The sequence below is a fragment of the Streptomyces sp. NPDC059785 genome (genome assembly GCF_042732375.1).
Classification (GTDB): Bacteria; Actinomycetota; Actinomycetes; order Streptomycetales; family Streptomycetaceae; genus Streptomyces.
Genome location: NZ_JBHWHV010000049.1, coordinates 25,801 through 48,231 on the forward strand (window position 1 = coordinate 25,801; position 22,431 = coordinate 48,231).

General features: G+C 70.7%; 18 protein-coding genes and 2 tRNA genes. 5 read left to right on the forward strand and 15 right to left on the reverse strand.

Annotated features, from left to right (window positions below; all coding sequences use genetic code 11):
- Nucleotides 1-110 precede the first annotated feature (110 nt).
- From ndk to ACFV6E_RS30735, 4 genes are all read right to left on the reverse strand, one after another.
- Complete coding sequence (ndk, locus tag ACFV6E_RS30720) at nt 111-524, reverse strand: nucleoside-diphosphate kinase (RefSeq protein ID WP_385160915.1); 414 nt, start codon at nt 522-524, stop codon at nt 111-113.
- Nucleotides 525-638: 114 nt separating this feature from the next.
- Nucleotides 639-998, reverse strand: coding sequence for a DUF4233 domain-containing protein (locus tag ACFV6E_RS30725; protein WP_385160917.1), 360 nt, complete (start codon nt 996-998; stop codon nt 639-641).
- 3 nt (nt 999-1,001) lie between these two features.
- Complete coding sequence (locus ACFV6E_RS30730) at nt 1,002-2,528, reverse strand: bifunctional folylpolyglutamate synthase/dihydrofolate synthase (protein WP_385160919.1); 1,527 nt, start codon at nt 2,526-2,528, stop codon at nt 1,002-1,004.
- 234 nt (nt 2,529-2,762) lie between these two features.
- On the reverse strand, nt 2,763-5,387 hold the full coding sequence (locus tag ACFV6E_RS30735; RefSeq protein ID WP_385466032.1) for a valine--tRNA ligase: 2,625 nt from the start codon (nt 5,385-5,387) through the stop codon (nt 2,763-2,765).
- 135 nt (nt 5,388-5,522) lie between these two features.
- Between ACFV6E_RS30735 and ACFV6E_RS30740 the strand changes: the two genes are divergently transcribed.
- Entirely contained in the window at nt 5,523-6,497 is a 975-nt protein-coding gene (locus tag ACFV6E_RS30740; protein ID WP_385160923.1) for a hypothetical protein, read from the forward strand.
- 77 nt (nt 6,498-6,574) lie between these two features.
- On the opposite strand, the gene clpX is transcribed toward ACFV6E_RS30740, so the two are convergent.
- From clpX to ACFV6E_RS30765, 5 genes are all read right to left on the reverse strand, one after another.
- Nucleotides 6,575-7,861: an ATP-dependent Clp protease ATP-binding subunit ClpX gene (clpX, locus tag ACFV6E_RS30745; RefSeq protein ID WP_385160925.1), complete on the reverse strand. Its 1,287-nt coding sequence runs from the start codon at nt 7,859-7,861 to the stop codon at nt 6,575-6,577.
- A gap of 160 nt (nt 7,862-8,021) precedes the next feature.
- Nucleotides 8,022-8,702, reverse strand: coding sequence for an ATP-dependent Clp protease proteolytic subunit (locus ACFV6E_RS30750; protein WP_385160927.1), 681 nt, complete (start codon nt 8,700-8,702; stop codon nt 8,022-8,024).
- A 117-nt stretch (nt 8,703-8,819) separates the two neighbouring features.
- A complete protein-coding gene (locus ACFV6E_RS30755) occupies nt 8,820-9,428 on the reverse strand; it encodes an ATP-dependent Clp protease proteolytic subunit (protein WP_385160996.1) in 609 nt (202 codons plus the stop codon).
- Nucleotides 9,429-9,773: 345 nt separating this feature from the next.
- The gene (gene tig / locus ACFV6E_RS30760) at nt 9,774-11,180 is read right to left on the reverse strand and encodes a trigger factor (RefSeq protein ID WP_385466035.1); all 1,407 of its coding nucleotides are present in this window, start codon (nt 11,178-11,180) and stop codon (nt 9,774-9,776) included.
- A 205-nt stretch (nt 11,181-11,385) separates the two neighbouring features.
- A tRNA-Pro gene (locus ACFV6E_RS30765) sits at nt 11,386-11,462 on the reverse strand.
- Between the two features lie 163 nt (nt 11,463-11,625).
- Here ACFV6E_RS30765 and ACFV6E_RS30770 point away from each other — a divergent pair.
- Nucleotides 11,626-11,699 (forward strand) — tRNA-Gly (locus tag ACFV6E_RS30770).
- 357 nt (nt 11,700-12,056) lie between these two features.
- Here the strand turns inward: ACFV6E_RS30770 and ACFV6E_RS30775 are convergent.
- The gene (locus ACFV6E_RS30775) at nt 12,057-12,251 is read right to left on the reverse strand and encodes a hypothetical protein (protein WP_026178055.1); all 195 of its coding nucleotides are present in this window, start codon (nt 12,249-12,251) and stop codon (nt 12,057-12,059) included.
- 636 nt (nt 12,252-12,887) lie between these two features.
- Between ACFV6E_RS30775 and ACFV6E_RS30780 the strand changes: the two genes are divergently transcribed.
- Nucleotides 12,888-14,147 (forward strand): acyltransferase family protein, encoded by a 1,260-nt coding sequence (locus ACFV6E_RS30780; RefSeq protein WP_385466038.1) that lies wholly within the window; start codon nt 12,888-12,890, stop codon nt 14,145-14,147.
- A 19-nt stretch (nt 14,148-14,166) separates the two neighbouring features.
- On the opposite strand, the gene ACFV6E_RS30785 is transcribed toward ACFV6E_RS30780, so the two are convergent.
- Nucleotides 14,167-14,622, reverse strand: a complete 456-nt coding sequence (locus ACFV6E_RS30785) for an HD domain-containing protein (protein ID WP_385466041.1) — start codon at nt 14,620-14,622, stop codon at nt 14,167-14,169.
- A 73-nt stretch (nt 14,623-14,695) separates the two neighbouring features.
- Nucleotides 14,696-15,874: a PP2C family protein-serine/threonine phosphatase gene (locus tag ACFV6E_RS30790; protein ID WP_385160945.1), complete on the reverse strand. Its 1,179-nt coding sequence runs from the start codon at nt 15,872-15,874 to the stop codon at nt 14,696-14,698.
- A 159-nt stretch (nt 15,875-16,033) separates the two neighbouring features.
- Between ACFV6E_RS30790 and ACFV6E_RS30795 the strand changes: the two genes are divergently transcribed.
- Nucleotides 16,034-17,263 carry a GNAT family N-acetyltransferase gene (locus tag ACFV6E_RS30795; protein ID WP_385160947.1) on the forward strand — a complete coding sequence of 410 codons (1,230 nt, stop codon included), beginning with the start codon at nt 16,034-16,036 and terminating at the stop codon, nt 17,261-17,263.
- A gap of 22 nt (nt 17,264-17,285) precedes the next feature.
- Here the strand turns inward: ACFV6E_RS30795 and ACFV6E_RS30800 are convergent, their stop codons facing one another.
- Complete coding sequence (locus tag ACFV6E_RS30800; protein WP_385160949.1) at nt 17,286-18,095, reverse strand: Fpg/Nei family DNA glycosylase; 810 nt, start codon at nt 18,093-18,095, stop codon at nt 17,286-17,288.
- A 106-nt stretch (nt 18,096-18,201) separates the two neighbouring features.
- On the reverse strand, nt 18,202-18,690 hold the full coding sequence (locus tag ACFV6E_RS30805) for a ribose-5-phosphate isomerase (RefSeq protein WP_385160951.1): 489 nt from the start codon (nt 18,688-18,690) through the stop codon (nt 18,202-18,204).
- Nucleotides 18,691-18,935: 245 nt separating this feature from the next.
- Here ACFV6E_RS30805 and ACFV6E_RS30810 point away from each other — a divergent pair, with 245 nt between their 5' ends.
- Entirely contained in the window at nt 18,936-20,540 is a 1,605-nt protein-coding gene (locus ACFV6E_RS30810) for an amino acid permease (protein WP_385160953.1), read from the forward strand.
- Here the strand turns inward: ACFV6E_RS30810 and ACFV6E_RS30815 are convergent.
- Nucleotides 20,527-21,093: a hypothetical protein gene (locus tag ACFV6E_RS30815; protein ID WP_385466080.1), complete on the reverse strand. Its 567-nt coding sequence runs from the start codon at nt 21,091-21,093 to the stop codon at nt 20,527-20,529. The genes ACFV6E_RS30810 and ACFV6E_RS30815 overlap by 14 nt on opposite strands.
- Between the last annotated feature and the right edge of the window lie 1,338 nt (nt 21,094-22,431).

Genomic DNA, 22,431 nt, shown 5'->3' on the forward strand with positions numbered 1-22,431 from the left:
GCGCGAATTCAGCGGCTGACGTCGCGTCAGGAAGACCGGGAACATCCGCACGGCGGACCGGGCGTGTCAGCCGCGCGGATTCCCGGCAAGGAACCGGCTCCGTACGGGCGTCAGACCCGGCCCGGGAAGAAGATCTTCAGCTCGCGCTCGGCGGACTCCTCGGAGTCCGAGGCGTGGATCAGGTTCTCCCGGACGATGACGCCGTAGTCGCCGCGGATGGAGCCGGGTGCGGCGGCGATCGGGTCGGTGGGGCCGGCCAGCGCCCGCACACCCTCGATGACGCGCTCGCCCTCGACGATCAGCGCCACCACGGGGCCGGACGCCATGAACTCCACCAGCGGCTCGTAGAACGGCTTGCCCTTGTGCTCGCCGTAGTGCGCCTCGAGCGTCTCCTGGTCCAGGGTGCGCAGTTCCAGCGCGGTGAGCTGCCAGCCGGCCTTGCGCTCGATACGGCTGATGATCTCGCCGGTCAGGCCACGACGGACGGCGTCGGGCTTGAGCAGGACGAGGGTGCGCTGGCTCACGGTGGTGGCTCCTTCGATCACATGGTGTGCGGGCTCAGAGGCTACAGGGCGGGCCTGAGCGGGTTTTACCCAGTGCCGGGAGTGGAGACCGGCGGCCGGGCCGCACGGTGGCGGTCAGGCGCCGGCCGGGGTGCCCGGTTCCGCCCGGTCCGCCGCGAAGCGGGCCTTCGCCTCGTCGATCTTGCGTCCGTAGTGCACCGACGCCCACCACAGGGCGGCGAAGACCGCGCCCATGAAGAACATGGTCGGGACGACGAAACCGGAGGCGATCAGCGCGATTTGCAGCGCCCAGCCGAGCTGGACGCCGCCGGGGCGGGTGACCACACCGCAGAACAGCACGCACAGGGCCATGGCGATGCCGCTGACCGTCCAGACCAGGCCCATGGACAGATCCGGGTCCTTCATGGCGACCAGACCGGCGAAGCCGATCACGAAGAACTCGCCGATCAGGGTCGATGCACAGAGCGTACGCACGGGTCAGCCCCTCCCCAGGAGCAGTCGGGCCTCGCCGACGGTGATGACGGAACCGGTGACGAGGACGCCGCCGCCGGAGTACTCCCCCTCCTCCTCGGCGAGGGTGATCGCGGCCTCCAGCGCGTCCGGCAGCCGCGGTTCGACCTGCACCCGGTCCTCGCCGAACACCTCCACGGCGACGCCCGCCAGCTCGTCCGCGTCCATCGCGCGATGGCTGGTGTTCTGCGTGATCACGACCTCGGCGAAGATCGGCTCGAAGGCTTCGAGCAGCCCCCGCACGTTTTTGTCGCCGCTCGCGCCCACCACGCCGATCAGCCGGCTGAAGTCGAACGCCTCGCTGACGGCCTCGGCGGTGGCGCGGGCGCCCGCCGGATTGTGCGCGGCGTCCAGGACCACGGTCGGGGAACGCCGTACGACCTCCAGGCGGCCCGGTGAGGAGACCGAGGCGAACGCCTTGCGGACGGTGTCCATGTCGAGCGGCTCCGGACGGGCCGCGCCCACGCCGAAGAACGCCTCGACCGCGGCGAGCGCCACCGCGGCGTTGTGCGCCTGGTACGCGCCGTGCAGCGGAAGGAAGACGTCCGGGTACTCCCCGCCGAGCCCGCGCAGGGTGAGGAGCTGGCCGCCGACGGCGATCTGGCGGGAGACGACGCCGAACTCCAGGCCCTCGCGGGCCACGGTCGCGTCCACCTCCACGGCCTTCTTCAGCAGCACCTGGGCCGCGTCGACCGGCTGCTGGGCCATGATCACGGTCGCGTCCGGCTTGATGATCCCCGACTTCTCCTGGGCGATCTCCCCCGGCGTCTCCCCGAGCCGGTCGGTGTGGTCCAGGTCGATGGGGGTCACGACGGCCACGGCACCGTCGATGACGTTGGTGGCGTCCCAGCTGCCGCCCATGCCGACCTCGACGACGGCCACGTCGACCGGCGCGTCCGCGAAGGCCGCGTACGCCATGCCGGTGAGCACCTCGAAGAAGGAGAGCCGGTACTCCTGCCGGGCGTCGACCAGGTCCACGTACGCCTTGATGTCGTCGTACGTCTCGATGAAGCGCTCGGCGGTGATCGGGGCGCCGTCCAGGCTGATGCGCTCGGTGATCGACTGGACGTGCGGGCTGGTGTACCGGCCGGTGCGCAACTCGAAGGCGCCGAGCAGGGCCTCGACCATGCGGGCGGTGGAAGTCTTGCCGTTCGTGCCCGTGATGTGGATCGAGGGGTACGCGCGCTGCGGCTCGCCCAGGACGTCCATCAGCGCGGCGATCCTGCTGACCGACGGCTCCAGCTTGGTCTCGCCCCAGCGGGTGGCGAGCTCGGCCTCGACCTCGCGCAGCGCCTTGTCGGTCTCCGGGTCGGCGGGGCGGGCGGGCACGTCCGCCTGGGGCGGGCCGCCCTGGGCGCGCAGGGTGCGGCTGCCGGCCTCGATCACCGCGAGGTCGGGGTCGCGGTCGGTTTCGGTCGCCACGATCTCCTCGAAGGGGTCGAGCGGATCGGACGCGCTGTCGTCGTGACTGTCGTGCGGGGGGAGCTCACTCACGCCACCAGTCTACGGAGCCGGGTCGCCGACCGATGGTTTCGCCCCCTCCGCCCCTTCCCGTCCCGTATCCCTGGGGGCTGCCGCCCCCAGACCCCCGCTTCGGCCTGGACGGCCTCGTCCTCAAACGCCGGACGGGCTGACATCAGCCCCTCCGGCGTTTGAGGAGCGGGGTCCGCGGCGGAGCCCCAGGTACGGGACGGGTAGGGGCGGAGGGGGCGAGGAGCCCCCGGTGGGTCACGCCTGCGGCAGCCGCTCCAGTTGCGCCGAGATCCGGACGATGTCCTCGTCCGCCTTCGACAGCCGCCCCCGGATCTTGTCCACGACATGATCCGGAGCCTTCGCGAGAAACGCCTCGTTCCCGAGCTTCGCGTTCGCCTGAGCCTTCTCCTTCTCAGCGGCGGCAAGGTCCTTCGCCAGCCGCTTCCGCTCCGCGGCGACGTCGATCGTGCCGGACAGGTCGAGCGCCACCGTGGCCCCCGCGACCGGCAGCGTCGCCGTGGCCGAGAAGCTCTCGCCCTCCGGCTGGAGCCGCAGGAGCTGGCGGATCGCCGCCTCGTGCGGCGCGAGCGCCGTCCCGTCCAGGGACAACTGCGCCGGCACCCGCTGACCGGGCTGGAGCCCCTGGTCGGCGCGGAAGCGACGGACCTCCGTGATGACCTGCTGAAGCGTCTCGATCTCGCGCTCAGCGGCAGCGTCGCGGAAGCCGCTGTCCTCCGGCCAGTCGGCGATGACGACCGACTCACCGCCGGTGAGCGTGGTCCACAGCGTCTCCGTGACGAACGGGACGATCGGGTGCAGCAGGCGCAGCGTGACGTCCAGGACCTCGCCGAGGACCCGCCCGGAGACCTTCGCGGCCGCGCCGCCGCCCATGAACGTGGTCTTGGACAGCTCGACGTACCAGTCGAAGACCTCGTCCCAGGCGAAGTGGAAGAGGGCGTCCGACAGCTTGGCGAACTGGTAGTCGTCGTAGAGGGCGTCGACCTCGGCGACCGTGGCGTTCAGCCGGGACAGGATCCAGCGGTCGGTGGCCGACAGCTGCTCCGCGGGCGGCAGCTCGCCCTCGACCGTCGCGCCGTTCATCAGCGCGAAGCGCGTGGCGTTCCAGATCTTGTTGGCGAAGTTGCGCGAGCCCTGGACCCAGTCCTCGCCGATCGGGACGTCGACACCCGGGTTGGCGCCACGGGCGAGAGTGAACCTGAGCGCGTCGGAGCCGTACTTGTCCATCCAGTCCAGCGGGTTGACCGCGTTGCCGAAGGACTTCGACATCTTCTTGCCGAACTGGTCGCGGACCATGCCGTGCAGGGCGATGGTGTGGAACGGCGGGGTGCCGTCCATCGCGTACAGGCCGAACATCATCATCCGGGCGACCCAGAAGAAGAGGATGTCGTAGCCGGTGACCAGGACCGAGTTCGGATAGAACTTCGCGAGGCTCTCGGTCTGCTCGGGCCAGCCGAGCGTGGAGAACGGCCACAGGCCGGAGGAGAACCAGGTGTCGAGGACGTCGGTGTCCTGGTGCCAGCCCTCGCCGGTGGGCGCCTCGTCGTCGGGGCCGACGCAGACGACCTCGCCGTTCGGCCCGTACCAGACCGGGATGCGGTGGCCCCACCAGAGCTGGCGCGAGATGCACCAGTCGTGCAGGTTGTCGACCCAGTCGAAGTACCGCTTCTCCATCTCCTGCGGGTGGATCTTGACCTTGCCCTCGCGGACCGCGTCGCCGGCGGCCTTCGCCAGCGGGCCGACCTTGACCCACCACTGCATGGACAGGCGCGGCTCGATGGTGGTCTTGCAGCGCGAGCAGTGGCCGACCGAGTGGACGTAAGGGCGCTTCTCGGCGACGATCCGGCCCTCGGCGCGCAGCGCGGCGACGATCGCGGAGCGGGCCTCCAGACGGTCCTGGCCCTGGAAGGGGCCGGGGACCGTGATGACGGCGTGCTCGTCCATGACGGCGATGGCCGGCAGGTCGTGGCGCTGGCCGATCTCGAAGTCGTTCGGGTCGTGGGCCGGGGTGACCTTGACCGCGCCGGTGCCGAACTCCGGGTCGACGTGCTCGTCCGCGACGACCGGGATGGAACGGTCGGTGAGCGGCAGCTTGATCAGCTTGCCGACCAGGTGCTTGTACCGCTCGTCCTCGGGGTGGACGGCGACGGCCGTGTCACCGAGCATCGTCTCGGCACGGGTGGTGGCGACGACGATGGTGTCGTCCCCCTCGCCGTACTTCATGGAGACGAGCTCGCCGTCGTCGTCCTGGTACTCGACCTCGATGTCGGAGATCGCGGTGAGACAGCGCGGGCACCAGTTGATGATGCGCTCGGCGCGGTAGATCAGCTCGTCGTCGTAGAGCCGCTTGAAGATGGTCTGGACGGCCTGGGAGAGGCCCTCGTCCATCGTGAAGCGCTCGCGCGACCAGGCGACACCGTCACCGAGGCGGCGCATCTGCCCGGAGATCTGCCCGCCGGACTCGCCCTTCCACTGCCAGACGCGCTCGACGAACGCCTCGCGGCCGAGGTCGTGGCGGGACTTGCCCTCCTTGGCGAGCTCGCGCTCCACGACGTTCTGCGTGGCGATGCCGGCGTGGTCCATGCCGGGCTGCCACAGCGTCTCGTAACCCTGCATGCGCTTGCGGCGGGTGAGGGCGTCGATGAGGGTGTGCTCGAAGGCGTGCCCGAGGTGCAGGCTGCCCGTGACGTTCGGCGGCGGGATGACGACGGTGAAGGGCGGCTTGTCGCTTATGGCGTCCGCCTCGAAATAGCCCCGCTCCACCCAGCGCTCGTACAGCGGCCGCTCTACGTCGGCCGGCGCGTACTGGGTCGGCAGTTCGGGAGTGGATGCTGGCGGCTGCTGCTGAGCGTTGTCGGTCACGGGCTCAGTCAGAGGTGTCACGGCCCCGTCCCGAAACGGGATTCTTCAGTAACGGTAGGGGCCCCGATGCCCGCGCTCCCCGCTCCTTGCGTCAGGATGTTCGGAACACATAAGTATCCGGAGGGGAACCCAGTAATGAGCTACAACCAGCCGGGCCCGTACGGCGGGCAGCCCCAGCAGCCCGGACCGTACGGTCAGCCGGGCCCGTACGGCCAGCAGCCGCCGCAGGCCCCCCAGCCCGGCTACGGCTACCCCCAGCAGCCCCCGCAGCAGCCCGGTTACGGCTACCCCCAGCAGTCCCCTCCCGGTGTTCCGCCGCAGCAGCCCCCGCAGCCGCCCTACGGTCAGCAGCCCGGACCGTACGGTCAGCAGCAGCCGTACGGCCAGCAGCCCTACGGCGTCCCGCAGCCGCCCGCGCCCGGCGGCGGCAAGAAGAAGACGGGCCTGATCATCGGCGCGGTGGCGGTCGTGGCGGCGATCGCGGTCGGCGCGTACTTCGTGTTCGGCGGGGGCGGCGGCGCGGACATCGCCGACGACGGCGCGCACAAGCTGACGACTCCGGCCACCGTGCTCGGCGGTGACTACAAGAAGAGCGACAGCGACACCGACTCGATGGACGACGAGGACATCAAGGACGCCGAGAAGTGGGGCGTGCAGGACCCCAAGGACGTCTCGGCCTCCTACCAGTCCGGCGACGGCCTCACCGCCAAGCAGATCACCTTCAGCGGCGTGTACGGCACCGTGGACGACCCGGAGGCGGTCGTCGACGCGATGTTCGCCAAGATGAAGACCGAGGCCGAGAAGGACCAGAGCGACGACGACACCGAGGGCAAGCTGCTCGGCAGCCCGCAGGAGTTCACGCCGGACGGCTTTGAGAACGGCATCATGAAGTGCCAGGAGTCGGAGATCACGAACAACGACTCGTCGCAGACCGACAGCGGCGCCCCGAAGAAGGTGACGATGCCGCTGTGCATCTGGGGCGACCACAGCACCGTCGCCTACGTCCTGTCGATCGAGGTGGCGCAGATGGCCGCGGGCAAGGGCATGTCGATGGAGGACGCCGCGGCCAACGCCGCCAAGCTCCGCAACGACGTGCGCGTCAAGGCCTGACGCGCACCGAGTACGACGGAAGGGCCCCGGTCGGTCGACCGGGGCCCTTCCGTATGCGTGTCAGCGTAGGTTCGGCGCTACGCCGTCTTCTGCTCGCCCGGCCCCCGCCCGCGCGCGTCGCGCGGGATCAGGGTCGGGTTCACGTTCGAATGGACGACGTCCGCGGTGATGACGACGCGGGCCACGTCCTTGCGGGACGGCACCTCGTACATCACCGACATCAGGACCTCCTCCATGATGGCGCGCAGGCCGCGGGCGCCGGTCTGGCGGAGGATGGCCTGGTCGGCGATGGCCTCCAGCGCCTCGCGCTCGAACTCCAGCTCCACACCGTCGAGTTCGAAGAGGCGCTGGTACTGCTTCATCAGCGCGTTGCGCGGCTCCACCAGGATCTGGAGGAGCGCCTCGCGGTCGAGGTTGTGGACCGAGGTGATGACGGGGAGCCGGCCGATGAACTCGGGGATCATGCCGAACTTCACCAGGTCCTCGGGCATGACGTCCTCGAACTGGTCCTTGGACTCCAGCTCGCGCTTGGAGCGGATCGTCGCGCCGAAGCCGATGCCCTTGGCGCCGGCCCGGGACTCGATGATCTTCTCCAGGCCCGCGAAGGCACCGCCCACGATGAACAGCACGTTCGTCGTGTCGATCTGGATGAACTCCTGGTGCGGGTGCTTGCGCCCGCCCTGCGGCGGCACCGAGGCCGTGGTGCCCTCGAGGATCTTCAGCAGGGCCTGCTGCACGCCCTCGCCGCTCACGTCGCGCGTGATCGACGGGTTCTCGCTCTTGCGGGCCACCTTGTCGATCTCGTCGATGTAGATGATCCCGGTCTCGGCCTTCTTGACGTCGTAGTCGGCCGCCTGGATGAGCTTCAGGAGGATGTTCTCGACGTCCTCGCCGACGTACCCCGCCTCCGTCAGCGCCGTCGCGTCGGCGATGGCGAACGGGACGTTCAGCATGCGCGCCAGGGTCTGCGCGAGGAGCGTCTTGCCGGAGCCCGTCGGGCCCAGCAGGAGGATGTTGGACTTCGCCAACTCGATGGCGTCCTCGCGGCCTTGGGCGCCGCCGTTCTCACCGGCCTGGACCCGCTTGTAGTGGTTGTACACCGCGACCGACAGGGCTTTCTTCGCGGCCTCCTGGCCGACGACGTAGCCCTCGAGGAACTCGTAGATCTCGCGGGGCTTGGGCAGTTCCTCCCAGCGGACCTCGCTCGTCTCCGCGAGTTCTTCCTCGATGATCTCGTTGCAGAGATCGATGCACTCGTCGCAGATGTACACACCGGGGCCTGCGATGAGCTTCTTGACCTGCTTCTGGCTCTTGCCACAGAACGAGCACTTGAGCAGATCGCCGCCGTCACCGATGCGTGCCACGGTGTGCTTCCCCTTCGCCTGGGAGACGCCTAGGTCCAGCGGCTCCTGGTGCTGCCTTATGTCCGACGGTACCTTGCCGGGCCCCCCGTTCGGGCCCCCCTTGGCACGGTTCACTTTGACGTGGACCGTGCCAAGGAGCGGCAGACGATACAGCCCTGCGTCACGCCACCGCGGAGTTGTTCATCTTCCGGGTGGAGATGATCTGGTCCACCAGACCGTAGGACAGGGCGTCCTCGGCCGTGAGGATCTTGTCGCGCTCGATGTCCTCGCGGATCTTCTCGATCGGCGTGGTCGAGTGCTTGGCCAGCATCTCCTCGAGCTGCGAACGCATCCGGAGGATTTCGTTGGCCGCGATCTCCAGGTCGGAAACCTGCCCGCGACCGGTCTCACTGTAGGGCTGGTGGATCAGTACGCGCGCGTTGGGCAGCGCCATCCGCTTGCCCGGCGTGCCGGCGGCCAGCAGGACCGCGGCGGCCGAGGCGGCCTGGCCCATGCAGACCGTCTGGATGTCCGGCTTCACGAACTGCATCGTGTCGTAGATGGCCGTGAGCGCCGTGAAGGAACCGCCGGGGCTGTTGATGTAGATCGAGATGTCCCGGTCGGGGTCCATCGACTCCAGGCACAGCAGCTGCGCCATGACGTCGTTGGCGGAGGCGTCGTCGATCTGGACGCCGAGGAAGATCACCCGCTCCTCGAAGAGCTTCGCGTACGGGTCGTACTCGCGCACGCCCTGCGAGGTGCGCTCCACGAAGCGCGGGATGACGTAGCGGGACTCCGCACGAGGACCGGTGTACTCGGCCTGCGTGCGGGCGTAGAGGCCGCTGCCGGGGAAGTCGTTCACTGTGTCTCCTGGAAGCCTGAAAGGGGCTGAGGCGGTCGCTGGGGGGCTTGCGGGGCTCGCGTGCCGCGCGATCCGGCCGTAGGCCGGCACGGCGGCCCGCGCCGGGCCTGAGCCCGCCTAGGCCGCCCCGGTGCCGCCGCCGCCCGGCATGCCGGCAGCGGTGGGCATGATGTCGTCGATGAGGCCGTACTCCTTGGCCTCGACCGGGTCGAACCAGCGGTCGCGGTCGGAGTCACGGGTGATCTGCTCCACCGACTGACCCGTGTGGTACGCGGTCAGCTCAGCCATCCGCTTCTTGGTGTGCAGCAGCCGCTCGGCGTGGATCTTGATGTCCGACGCGGAGCCCGCGAGGCCCGCGGAGGGCTGGTGGATCAGGATCTCGGCGTTCGGCAGCGCGAAGCGCTTGCCGGGGGTGCCCGCGCTGAGCAGGAACTGGCCCATCGAGGCCGCCATGCCCATGGCGATGGTCACCACGTCGTTCTTGATGTACTGCATGGTGTCGTAGATCGCCATGCCGGCCGTGATCGAGCCGCCGGGGCTGTTGATGTAGAGGTAGATGTCCTTCTCCGGATCGGAGGCAAGGAGCAACAGCTGTGCGGTGATCTTGTTCGCGATGTCGTCGTCGACCGGCTGGCCGAGGAAGATGATCCGCTCGTTGAGCAGCCGGTTGTAGACCTGGTCGCCGAGGCCACCACCGATGGAAGGCTCGCCGGCGGCGGAGGGCATCAGATTCGTCACGTATCCACCTGCTCGTCTTACGACGGCGCCGGGCCGTCTCACGTCTTCTGCTCAGGCGTGGGGTCCCGCCCGCACCGCCCCGGGGCGGCTTCGGGGACTCCCCTGCCCTCGTATTCAAGGACCCTAACGCGCTGGTCCCTCCGGGGAATCCCGCAGAGGGAACTGTTCGCTGTGAGCGCAGGTCGCCCGCCGTCGGGGCGTACGGAACGGCACCCGCGGGACACCCGCCGGGCCCCGGTCCGCGCCGCCCCCGTGGTGCCGCACGGGCCCCCGGGACGTGTGTCTCCCGGGGGCCCGTGTGCGACTGCGCGCGAGGCGGTCGGACCGCGTCGCCTACTTCTCCTCGGCCTCGGTGCCGGCCTCGTCGGCCTGCTCGACGGCGGTCTCGGCGGCCTCGGCGGTCTCGGCCGTCTCGGCCGTCTCGTCCTCGTCGTCGTCCAGCTCGACGACCTCGCCGTTGGTGTCCTTGACCGTGGCGGCCTCGACGACGACCGCGAGGGCCTTGCCGCGGGCGACCTCGCCGACCAGCATCGGGACCTGGCCGCCCTCGACGACCGCCTGGGCGAACTGGTCGGGGGACATGCCGGAGGAGGCCGCGCGCCGCATGAGGTGCTCGGTGAGCTCCTCCTGGTTGACGTTCAGCTTCTCCTTGTTGACCAGCTCGTCCAGGACGAACTGCGTCTTGATGCCCTTGACCGCGGCGTCCTTGGTCTCGGTGTCGAACTCCTCGGCCGTCTTGCCCTGGATCTCGAGGTACTTCTCGAGGTCGAGACCCATCTGGCCGAGCTGGTGGTGCTCGAGGTTGTGCTTACGGGTGTTGATCTCGTCCTCGAGCAGCTTCTCGGGGACGGGCACCTCGACCAGCTCGAGCAGCTTCTCCAGGACGCGCTCCTGGGCCTGCGTGGCCTGGTCGTACTGCTTCATGTTCTCGAGGCGCTTGCGGCTGTCCGCGCGCAGCTCCTCCAGGGTGTCGAACTCCGAGGCGAGCTGCGCGAAGTCGTCGTCCAGCTCGGGCAGTTCACGCTTGGCGACCTGGGTGACCTTGACGGTGACCTCGGCCTCCTTGCCGGCCGCCGAGCCGCCCTTGAGCTCGGAGGCGAAGGTGGCCTCGCCACCGGCCTCCACGCCCTTCACGGCGTCGTCGATGCCGTCGAGCAGCTCGCCGGAGCCGATGGTGTACGAGACGCCGGAGGCGATGCCGTCCTCCAGGACCTCGCCGTCGACCTTGGCCTCCAGGTCGATGGTGACGACGTCGCCGTCCTCGGCGGCACGCTCGACCGGGGAGGTGGACGCGAAGCGCTCACGCAGCTCGGTGACGGCCTTGTCGACGTCCTCGTCGGTGACCTCGACGGCGTCGACCTCGACCTCGATGCCCGAGTAGTCCGGGATCTCGATGGCCGGGCGGACGTCGACCTCCGCGGTGAAGTTCAGCGTCTCGCCGTCCTTCAGCTCGGTGATGTCGACCTCGGGCTGGCCGAGAACGTTCAGCTCAGCCTCGTTGACCGCGTCGGTGTAGAACTTCGGGAGCGCGTCGTTGACGGCCTCCTCCAGCACGGCGCCACGACCGAACCGCTGGTCGATGACGCGCGCCGGGATCTTGCCCTTCCGGAAGCCCTTCACCGTGACCTGCTGGTTGATCTTCTTGTACGCCGCGTCGAGGCTGTCCTTGAGCTCCTCGAAGGGCACCTCGACAGTGAGCCGAACCCGGGTCGGGTTCAGGTTCTCCACGGCGCTCTTCACGGTTCGGTCTCCTTGTGGCTGACTTCTTGGGGGTTCTGCTGCGTGCCTGTGCCGACCGGCAGGGCCTCAGCGGATTCGCGGCCCCTGAGAGACATGGGAGTGCAGACACACGGGCGCGCAGCTTGCATAGTAACCGCAGGCGGTACACGCCCCAAAAGGTGAGCCGGTAAGCCGGGCCCGTACGGGGCCCGGGGGGTGATCCTGCTGGTCGGGGTGGCGGGATTTGAACCCACGGCCTTCCGCTCCCAAAGCGGACGCGCTACCAAGCTGCGCCACACCCCGTCGGTGCGACACGTAGGGTACATGCCCGCCGACGGTGCGGCCGCCGCATTTGCGGGGCACTCCCGGGCCGGGCGGGCGATGCGCTGAGGGGGTGTGCGCCGAGGCGGTGCCACCCGCTACGATGCCTTCTGTGCCGCGGTCGCTGACCTGCGGTGCGAGCTGTGCGGGCGTAGCTCAATGGTAGAGCACTAGTCTTCCAAACTAGCTACGCGGGTTCGATTCCCGTCGCCCGCTCCAGACATGTCGGGGCCAGGCCGGAGGTTCACTCCTCCGCCTGGCCCCGAGTCGTTACGGGTGCGCACGCCGCCCTTCGAGCCCCCGCGCGCCCTCACGCTCCCCTTGTCCGCGCGCTCGACCCTGCGCGACGGGATACCGCCGTTGCCGGGCCGCCCCGCGGCGTGCGCCGGGTCCGGGCGGGCGGTGCACGGCGGCCGGAGGCCGAGAAAGGCCGTATTCCGCCCGGCCGGGTGAGTACCGGCCGGGCCGGGCGTGGCCAGAGGGGCCGGGCGGCCGGCGGCGCGGCGGCCCGTCGGGGCCGCGCCGTCCGGGACGGCGCGCACCGGCGCCCGGCGGCGCTCCGCGGCGGCCACCGGCTCAGAAGCTGATCGAGTTGATGGTCTCCGCTATCGAGTTCAGGAACCGGTTGATGGACGGGGCCATCCCGGTCGAGGCGAGGAAGAAGCCGAAGAGAATCGCCACGATGGCGGGGCCCGCCTTGATCGATCCTCCCCGGATCAACACCACCAGGATGATCGCCAACAGCAGCACCACTGACAGCGAAATGGCCACAACTGATCACACCCTACGGTCGGTTCCGCTCTCCCGGCCCGGGGGTGCCATCCCCGCGCACCCCCGCCAGGACCATCGTGCCACCAACAGGGCCACCGTATGCGGCAGGTGAGGCATCGTCGGCCACGGAAGCATGGCCACCACATCGGCGTCAGGGGCCGCGACACCGCAACCGGGCGGCCCCGCACGGCAATTCGAGTCACTCGCGCACAGGAAATCAAGGGTGATCGTTTCGGCGTGCACACAATCTGTTCGCAGGTAATTCGAATTGTTGCCACAGGCACACCGGGGCCCGCCGGCGCCGTCTTCGGGGCAGGTGAACACGGACCCACTAAAAGGCAATCAACCGGACATTCCACCAGAGTCGCCCGCGGGCGTTATGCGGCGTTTAGTCAGGATGAAGCGGGGCACAAGGGGCGGTTCGCTAGAGCCATCCGCCTCAACAGCCGCCCCGCATTCGGATGTTGGCTCCACGAAATCCGGGGTATCCGCAGGCGATAACCAGGAATGACACCGAGGGGTTTTACGGAATCCCACAGACAACGCTAGGGTGCCTCAGATGTTCCACGCTGCCTCGTCCCCCGCATGTGCAGCGAGGTCCCGGATCCTCCCGCCGGTGCGCTGGTGGGATGCTCTGTGACGAACTCGTTGCGTCCGCACGGCCCCAACAGCGCGCCGCTCCCCCCGGCCACCTCGCCGGCGGAGGGAGTGCCGAGCCCGCGCTCCGCGTCCACGCCGCGGCCCTCTCCCGGGACCGGGTCCCCGGAGACCAAGCCGGTCAAACAACGGGACGCGTTCTTCGACAATGCCAAGTACCTGGCGATCGTCCTGGTCGCGATGGGCCACGCCTGGGAGCCGCTGACCGACGACAGCCGCGCCGCAGAGGCGCTGTACATGGTCGTCTACACCTTCCACATGCCGGCCTTCATCCTCATCTCCGGCTACTTCTCCCGCAGTTTCGACATGCGCCCCGACCGGCTCAGGCGGCTGGTCACCGGCGTCGCCGTGCCGTACGTGATCTTCGAGGTCGCCTACTCGCTGTTCAAGCGGTGGGCCGACCACGATCCGGACCAGCCGATCAGCCTGCTCGATCCCTGGTACCTCACCTGGTTCCTGGTCGCCCTGTTCGTGTGGCGGCTGACCACCCCGATCTGGAAGGCCGTGCGCTGGCCGCTGCCGCTCGCGCTCGCCATCGCCGTACTGGCCTCCGTCTCGCCGGACATCGGCGACGATCTCGACCTCCAGCGCGTCCTTCAGTTCCTGCCGTTCTTCGTGATGGGTCTGTGCATGAAGCCGGCCCACTTCCAGTTCATGCGGCGCCCGGAGATCCGCGTCCTGTCGGTGCCCGTCTTCGCGGCGGCGCTGGCGGTGGCGTACTGGACGGCCCCGAAGATGACGTCCGCGTGGTTCTACCACCGCGACAGCGCCCAGGAGCTGGGCTCGCCCTGGTGGGCCGGTGTCGTGATGACGCTCGCCCTCTTCGGCTGCTCGATGGTGCTGACCGCCTGCTTCTTCGCCTGGGTGCCGCGCCGCAAGATGTGGTTCACGGTGCTGGGCGCGGGCACGCTGTACGGCTATCTGCTGCACGGCTTCCTGGCCAAGGGCTCGCGCTTCTGGGGCTGGTTCGACCACTCCTGGGTGCACACGCCCGGCGGCGAGATCCTCGTGACGGCCGTCGCGGCCTCGGTCATCACCGCGCTGTGCACACCGCCGGTGCAGCGGATGTTCCGCTTCGCCATGGAGCCGAGGATGGAGTGGGCCTTCAAGCAGGACGCGGCGGAGATCGCCCGCGAGCGCACCCGCACCGGGGGCACGCCGTCCGCCGGTGGCACGCATTCCGCCGAGCAGGCCGCCCCGCAGGCGGCGCAGCAGACGGCTCAGCGGGTCTCTCGGTAGAGACCCCCGCCGGACCCCGTCAGGACGGCGGCAGGCCGAGGAGTGCGCGCATGGTGGCGTACTTCTTGGCCAGGCGGGCCCGGGTGTGCTCGTCGAGGACCGCGAGCCGGGCCGGATCGGCGTTGTGCGCCAGGTCGGCTGCCTTCACCAGCAGCGCCCCCGGAGTGGTGCGGATCCGCCGCGCGTACGCCTCCGGGGGCTCGTCCTCGCCCTTGGTGAGCGCCAGGACGATCTCCTTCGTGCGCGGCGCCAGGGCGGCGGCGTCCAGCCACTCCCGTGACAGGGCGTCGTCCTCGACGGCGTCGTGCAGCCAGGCCGCGGCGACCTGATCGTCGTCGCCGCCGCGCTCGAGCACCCCCTCCGCGACGGCTCGGAGGTGCTCGGCGTACGGCCGTCCCGCCTTGTCCGTCCGATCGGCGTGCGCCGCGCGGGCGAGGGCTTCGACTTCGGCCAGGGTGAGGAGAGTTCGCGTCACCTCGCCAGTGTCTTACGGCGCGGCGGCCGCCGGGGCCCCAGTGGCGAATTGCGCGCCGGCCGTTCTCGGGTGCTCAGCGGGCGGACGCCGCCGTCGGGCCCTCGCGGCAGATGAGCAGCAGCGCCCGGTCGTCGTTGACGTCCTTCGCGACGGCCTCGATGAGGTGCCAGGCGGCGCCGTGGAAGCCGCCCGCGACATAGCGGTCGGCCTCGCCGGTGAGCCGGTCGATGCCCTCGACGATGTCCCGGTCGGCGGTCTCCACCAGGCCGTCGGTGAACAGCATCAGCACGTCACCGGGGCGCAGCGAGCCCTTGACCGGGTCGAACTGGGCGCCATCGTAGACGCCGAGGAGGGGGCCGTCGGCGGCCTTCTCCTCCCAGCGGCCGCTGCCCGCGCTGAGCTGGAGGCCCGGCGGGTGCCCGGCGGTGAACAGCTCGTAGTCGCCCGAGTCCAGGTCGAGGACCAGATGGGTGGAGGTGGCGAAGCCCTCGTCCCAGTCCTGGCGCAGCAGGTAGCCGTTGGCGGCGGGCAGGAAGGCGTGCGGCGGGAGCGAGCCGAGCAGGCCGCCGAAGGCGCCGGACAGCAGCAGGGCGCGGGAGCCCGCGTCCATGCCCTTGCCGGACACGTCGGTGAGGACGACCTCCAGGGTCCGCCCGCCGTTGGTGCGGGCCGCGACCACGAAGTCCCCGGAGAAGGACTGGCCGCCCGCGGGGCGCAGCGCCATCTCCCGGTGCCAGCCGACGGGCAGCTTCGGCAGCTTGCTCTGCACCCTGATGCGTTCGCGCAGGTCGAAGAGCATGGTGCCGCCACGCCGCCAGGGCACGCCGACCCGGCTGCGGAACTGCGCGATGATCAGCCCGAAGAAGCCGCAGGCCGCGACGACCAGCACCACGCCGGGGGTGACCCGGGAGGGACCCTCGGTGTACGGGCCGAGCCGGACCGACTCCACGATCAGCGCGGTGGCCGCGGCGGCGTACAGGCCGAGCAGGCTGGCCGGGCGCAGCAGCAGGCCGCCGGCGACGATCGGCAGGACCAGGGCGGCCGGCGAGCACCACACGGAGTTGACCATCGTGGTGGCCGCGATCACCGGGATGGTGAGCAGCAGACCGGCCAGTGCGACCCAGTCGGAGCCGTCGCCGCGGAAGTAGTCGACGGCGGATCTGCGCAGCGCGACACGGGCCCGGTGCCACTGCTTCTTCAACCGGGCCGTCGACGTCTCGGCTTCCGCGCGCCGCTCTCGTCCTGCTGCCATTGCTCGGGACCTTATCCATCGGACCTGCCGCTTGGCACGGGAGGTCCCACTTGTCCCCCGTCCGAGCGCGGAACTTCACGGACATCTCAGGAGAGAACGGGCCTGCGACCCGCGCGAAAATCCCTCGCCCGCCCCCCGGCCCCCTGGTAGGCATGGCCTATGACGACTGACTTGCGGGTGCTGCGGCAGGCCGACTTGGACGTCTGGTACGCGAACCTGATCCGCGCGTTCGGCGGAGTACCGGAACCGGCCGAGGAGCGGGAGCTGTGGGACGCGCTGACGGAGTTCGACCGTTCCCTCGGCGTCTGGGAGGACGACCGCTGCGTGGGGACGGCGGGTGCCTTCACCTTCCGGCTCACCGTCCCCGGGGGCGCCTCGGTCCCCGCCGCCGGTGTCACGATGGTCAGCGTCGCGGCCACACACCGCCGGCGCGGGGTGCTGACCTCGATGATGCGGCGGCAGCTGGACGACGTCCGTTCCTGGGGCGAGCCGCTGGCGGTGCTGACGGCCTCGGAGCCCGCGATCTACGGCCGGTTCGGCTACGGCATGGCGACCCAGCAGCTCCAGGCCGAGATCGACACGACCCGCGTGGGACTGTCGGTCCCGGCCGGTGCGGATGACGTACGGCTGCGGTACGCGGCGCCGGCCGAGGTGCTCGACGCGTGCGAGGCGGTCTACGCCCGGCTGGTGCCGGGGCGGCCCGGGCTGCTCGCGCGGCGGCCCGGCTGGGACCGGCTCGGCATTCTCGACCCGGAGAGCGAGCGGCAGGGCGCGTCCCCGTTGCAGTGCGTGGTCGCGGAGCGGGACGGCGAGATCGTGGGGTACGCGCGCTATCGCGTCAAACCCGACTGGGGGCCCGCCGGGCACAACGGCATGGTGAAGCTGAACGAGCTGGAGGGGCTCGGCCCCGAGGTGCGGGCGGCGCTGTGGCGGTTCCTGTTCGACCTGGACCTGACGACGACGCTGCGGGTGCACAGCACGCCCGTGGACGACGGCTGGCAGCACCTGGTGTCCGACGTCCGCCGGTGCAATCTGCGGGTGCGGGACTCGCTGTACCTGCGGCTGGTCGACGTCGGGGCGGCGCTGGAGGCGCGTACGTACCAGGCGCCGGTGGACGTGGTGTTCGAGGTCGAGGACGCCTTCTGCCCCTGGAACGAGGGGCGTTGGCGGCTCAGCGGCGACACCAAGGGCGCGACCTGCGTGCGCACCGCGGACCCGGCCGACCTCGCGCTGTCCGTACGGGACCTGGGGGCGGCGTATCTGGGCGGGATCTCCCTGACGTCGCTGGCGGCGGCGGGCCGGGTGCGCGAGCAGCGCCTGGGCGCGCTCCAGGAGGCCGCGACGGGCTTCTCCTCGGCGGTCGCACCGTGGCTGCCGCACGGGTTCTGAGGTCTGACTTCCGGCGGGGCGGTCAGCGCTGCTGGCAGCCGGGGCACCAGAAGAGGTTGCGGGCGGCGAGACCGGCGGTGCGGATCTCGCCGCCGCAGATGTGGCAGGGCAGCGTGGCCCGCCGGTACACGTAGACCTCGCCGCCGTGGTCGTCGACGCGCGGCGGCCGGCCCATCGCCCCGGGGGTGTGCTCGGGGCGGACCGTGTCGATGCGGTTGTGGCGGACGCCCTCGCGCATCAGGGCCACCAGGTCGGCCCAGATCGCGTCCCACTCGGCCGGGGTGACGTCCTTGCCCGCGCGGTAGGGGTCGATGCCGTGCCGGAAGAGGACCTCGGCGCGGTAGACGTTCCCGACGCCCGCGATCACCTTCTGGTCCATCAGCAGCGCGGCGATCGTCGTACGGCTGCGGGAGACGCGCCGGTAGGCGGCCTGCGGGTCGGCGTCCGGGCGCAGCGGGTCGGGGCCGAGGCGGTCGTGTATCGCCTGCTTCTCGGCGCCCGTGATCAGCGCGCAGGCCGTGGGGCCGCGCAGGTCCACGTAGGAGGTGTCGTTCGCCAGGCGGAGGCGGACGGTGTCGGTGGGCGGCGGGGCGGGCTGGGCGCCGAAGCCGACCTTGCCGAAGAGGCCGAGGTGGATGTGGACCCAGTCGGCGCCGCAAAAGCCGAGGAAGAGGTGCTTGCCGTGGGCGTCGGCGGACTCCAGGACGGTGCCGTCGAGCAGGGCCGCGGAGTCGGCGAACTTGCCCTGGGGGCTGCTCACCCGGGCGGGGCGCCCCGCGAAGGCGGCGGCGTAGTCCTCGGCCAGGCGGTGAATGGTGTGCCCCTCGGGCACGGGTCCTCCTGCTGCGCTGCTGGGTGATCGGGGTGCGTCCGGCGCGCGGCCCGGCGGCCCGTCCCCGCTTCTCGGGTACGGACCGCCGGGCCGGGCGACGCCGGTGTTACGGCTGCTGCGGGTGGTGGGCCGGGATCGGCGGGAGCTCGCCCGTGGTCTCGTACACCGAGAGCATGTCGATGCGGCGGATGTGCCGCTCGTCGCCGGAGAACGGGGTGCCCAGGAACACCTCGGCGAACTTGGTGGCCTCTTCCTGCGTGTGCATCCGGGCGCCGATCGCGACGACGTTGGCGTTGTTGTGCTGGCGGCCGAGCGCGGCGGTCTCCTCGCTCCAGGCGAGGGCGGCGCGGACGCCGGCCACCTTGTTGGCCGCGATCTGCTCGCCGTTGCCGGAGCCGCCGATCACGATGCCGAGGGCGTCCGGGTCCGCCGCCGTGCGCTCCGCGGCGCGCAGGCAGAAGGGCGGGTAGTCGTCCTGGGCGTCGTAGATGAGGGGCCCGCAGTCGACGGGCTCGTGGCCGGCGGACCTGAGCCAGTCGACGAGGTGGTTCTTCAGTTCGAAACCGGCATGATCGGAGCCGAGATACACGCGCATGGTCCGAGTGTGACACGGCCGTTTCCGATCGGCCTCGCCGGGTGCCGTACCGGAAATACAGGGGCAACACTATGAAAGCTCAGTAAAACCTCAAGTAACGATCCGGAATCAAAGGTTCACGAATTTCTTTGCCTCCGATTCACTGGACCGACTCGTACGCCGGTCATCTCGCGCGTACGAGTTCCCGTACCCCGCTCGTCCCCCCGCGTACGGGAATTCTGTCCGCCGGCGCAAAGGAACCCCCCATGACCTCGCAGCCGACCCTGTCGAAGGCCGGAGACGGCCCTGAAGATGCCGGTGTCTCCCCCGCCCCCGGTGATCCGGGGCTCAAGGCAGGACTCAAGAACCGCCATCTGTCCATGATCGCCATCGGCGGTGTCATCGGAGCCGGGCTCTTCGTCGGCTCCAGCACCGGCATCGCCACCGCGGGCCCCGGCATCCTGCTGTCCTACGCTCTCGTCGGCACCCTCGTGGTGCTGGTGATGCGGATGCTCGGGGAGATGTCCGCGGCCAATCCGGCCTCCGGCTCGTTCTCCGCCCACGCGGACCGCGCGCTCGGCCGCTGGGCCGGTTTCTCGATCGGCTGGCTGTACTGGTTCTTCTGGGTGGTCGTGCTCGCCGTGGAGGCGACCGCGGGCGCGAAGATCCTCGAGGGCTGGATCCCCGCGGTGCCGCAGTGGGGCTGGGCGCTGATCGTGATGCTCGTGCTCACCGCCACCAATCTGGTCTCGGTCGGCTCCTACGGTGAATTCGAGTTCTGGTTCGCCGGTATCAAGGTCGTGGCGATCGGCGCGTTCATCGTGGTGGGTCTGCTGGCCGTGTTCGGGGTGCTGCCCGGCGCCGACACCGACCGGGCGGGATTCGGCAATCTCACCGGCCACGGCGGTTTCCTGCCGCACGGTCCGGGCGCGATCCTCACCGGCGTCCTGCTGGTCGTCTTCTCCTTCATGGGCAGCGAGATCGCCACGCTGGCGGCCGGCGAGTCCGAGGACCCGCAGCGCGCGGTCACCAAGTCCACCAACAGCATCATCTGGCGGATCGCCGTCTTCTACCTCGGCTCGATCCTCGTCGTGGTCGCGCTGCTGCCCTGGAACGACCCGTCCGTCGAGGACAAGGGCTCCTACGTCGCCGCCCTGGACTCCCTCGGCATCGCGCACGCCGGCCAGATCATGAACTTCATCGTGCTGACCTCGGTGCTGTCCTGTCTGAACTCCGGCCTCTACACGGCCTCCCGGATGGCGTTCTCGCTCGGGGAGCGCGGGGACGCGCCGCGGGCGTTCGCCCGGACCACCGCGCGCGGGGTGCCGCGAGCCGCGATCGTCGTCTCGGTCGTCTTCGGCTTCGTCGCCGTCTTCTTCAACTACAAGTATCCCGACTCCGTCTTCCTCTTCCTCGTCAACTCCTCCGGCGCGGTGGCCCTGTTCGTCTGGCTGGTGATCTGCTTCTCGCAGCTGCGGATGCGGCGGATCATCGAGCGCGTGGCGCCGGAGAAGCTCGTCGTGCGGATGTGGCTGTACCCGTATCTGACCTGGGCGACGGCCGCGCTGATCGTCTTCGTCCTCGGCTACATGCTGACGGACACCGAGCACGACGGGCGGGAGACGGTACTGCTCTCCCTGCTCGTCGCCGCGGTGGTCGTCGTGGTCGCGGTGGGCCGGCAATGGCTGGGGCGGCGCGGGGGCGGCGGGTCCGGCGTGAGCGGCGTGAGCGGCGTGAGCGGCGTGGTGGACGCCGGGGGCGCGTCCGGCGCCGGGGGCGCGTCCGGCGCCGGGGGCGCGGAGGATTCCGGGGGCGCGGAGGATTCCGGGGGCGCGGAGGATTCCGGGGGCGCCCGGGTCACAGCACCGTGAAGCTGTCCTTGACCTTCTCGTAGATGGGCAGCGCCTCGGCTTCGACGCCCGGCTGGTACCAGGTGTTGACCTGGTACGACTTGCCGCCCTGGTCGAAGCCGAGGAGCCGGGCGTGCCAGGGCACGCCCTTCAGGGTGAACGTGTACTCCCACACGACCGCGGGCCGGCCGCGGAACGTCGTCTCCTCCAGGCGGATCTTCCGGTAGTCCTCGCCCTGGTGCGCGTTCTGTTCCGAGGTCCGCCACGTGTCCATCAGGTCGCCGCGGGCGAGGGAGGACTTGGCGGCGAGTTCCTGGCCGCCGTCCGGTGAGGTGTAGTGCACCTCGGCGCCCGTCTTCACGTCCCGCCGCCAGCCGTCGGGCGTCGCCCACGCGAAGCCGCCGGCCTCGCGGTGCGCTCCCGGGGGCAGGGTGGGGGGCCGCGCGGTGCCGTCGACGGTGGGCGAGGTGGCGGCGGGCGCGGACGCGGTGGGCGAGGCGCCGCCGTCCGCGTCCCGGTCCGCGGACCCGCCGGTCGCCGCGACCACGATCCAGACGGCGGCTCCGGCGAGCACGACACCGGTGCCGACGACGATGCCTGCGCGGCGGAGGGTGGCGGGGCGGCCGGCCGGGGCGGTTTTCGGCGGGGACGGGGTGGGGGGCGCGGCGGACGCTGCGGAAGCTTCGGAGGGGGCTTCTGAGAGGGCTTCGGTGGAAGTGCCGGGGGTGCTGGACGTTTCCGTGGAGGCGTTCGGGGGTGTGCTGGGGGTAGCCGGGTTCGGGGCCTTGGGCAGGGCGGGGGCGGCTGCCGGTACGTGCGCTTCCGGTACGGCGTCCCGGACCGGAGCGACGGGGCTGACCGGGCCGAAGCGCAGGAATACGGGGGTTTCGGAGCGGCCCGCTGTCTCGTGCGGGCCGGCAGGTGCGGCTTCGCCGGTCGGCTCGGCGTGGGTGGCGGTCCTGTCCCGGTCGGCGGTCGGGGGCGCGCTGTTGGTTACGGCTTGGTCGGGTACGTCGGCTTGATCCGCCGACTCGGCGTCGCCCGCTTCGTCGGGAACGGCTCCGGCGTCGGCCGTGTCCCGCGCCGCTCCCGCCTCGGGCCAGTGCACAGGGTCGGGGGTCAGCCGCGGCTCAGGACGCGGTTCCGGACCGGGCAGAGGGACTTCCGGCTCCGGCTCCGGCTCTCGTAAGACCCTTGGGCCCGGGGACGGGTGACCCGCCGGCGCCGTGTCCAGGTCGGCCGTCGGGGTCGAGCCTGAGGGTGAGGGTGGGGTCGGGGGTGGGGTCGGGGGTGGGGACGAAGTCGGGCCGGCCATCGGGGCCGGGTCCAGGCCGGTCCCCGGTGCGGTATCGGCGCCCGGTACGGCGTCGGCACCCGGTACGGCGTCGGCACCCGGTACGGCGTCGGCACCCGGTACGGCGTCGGCACCCGGCTCCGGCTCATCGCGGCCCGGCTTGGTCGAGGGCTCGTAACCGGGTCCGGCCGAGGGCTCGTGGCGCGGGCCGGCTGAGGGCCCGTGGCGCGGTCCGACTGAGAGCCCGTGATCCGGTCGGGCCGAGGGCTCATGATCCGGCCCGGCCGAGGGCCCCTGGCCCGGCTCGGCTGAAGGCTCATGGCGCGGCCCGACCGAGAGCCCGCGGTCCGGCCCGGCCGAGGGCTCATGATCCGGTCCGGCCGAGGGCCCCTGGCCCGGCTCGGCTGAAGGCTCATGGCGCGACCCGGCCGAGAGCCCACGATCCGGTCCGGCCGAGGGCCCCTGGCGCGGGCCGACTGAGGGCTCATGGTGCGGGGCGGCCGGAGACCCGCGATCCGGAGCGGTCGGGAACCTATTGCCCGGAGGGGTCGGAGACCCGTCGCCCGGAGCAGCCGCAGACCCGTGGCCCGGTCCGACCGGAGACCCGTGATCCGATCC

Excerpts from the sequence above, each read along its gene's own strand:
- ACFV6E_RS30740 (WP_385160923.1), top strand. The coding sequence starts at position 5,523 with ATGAGCTACAACCAGCCGGGCCCGTACGGCGGGCAGCCCCAGCAGCCC.
- ACFV6E_RS30790 (WP_385160945.1), bottom strand. The coding sequence starts at position 15,874 with ATGGCAGCAGGACGAGAGCGGCGCGCGGAAGCCGAGACGTCGACGGCC.
- ACFV6E_RS30755 (WP_385160996.1), bottom strand. The coding sequence starts at position 9,428 with ATGCCCTCCGCCGCCGGCGAGCCTTCCATCGGTGGTGGCCTCGGCGAC.
- ACFV6E_RS30795 (WP_385160947.1), top strand. The coding sequence starts at position 16,034 with ATGACGACTGACTTGCGGGTGCTGCGGCAGGCCGACTTGGACGTCTGG.
- ACFV6E_RS30810 (WP_385160953.1), top strand. The coding sequence starts at position 18,936 with ATGACCTCGCAGCCGACCCTGTCGAAGGCCGGAGACGGCCCTGAAGAT.
- ACFV6E_RS30805 (WP_385160951.1), bottom strand. The coding sequence starts at position 18,690 with ATGCGCGTGTATCTCGGCTCCGATCATGCCGGTTTCGAACTGAAGAAC.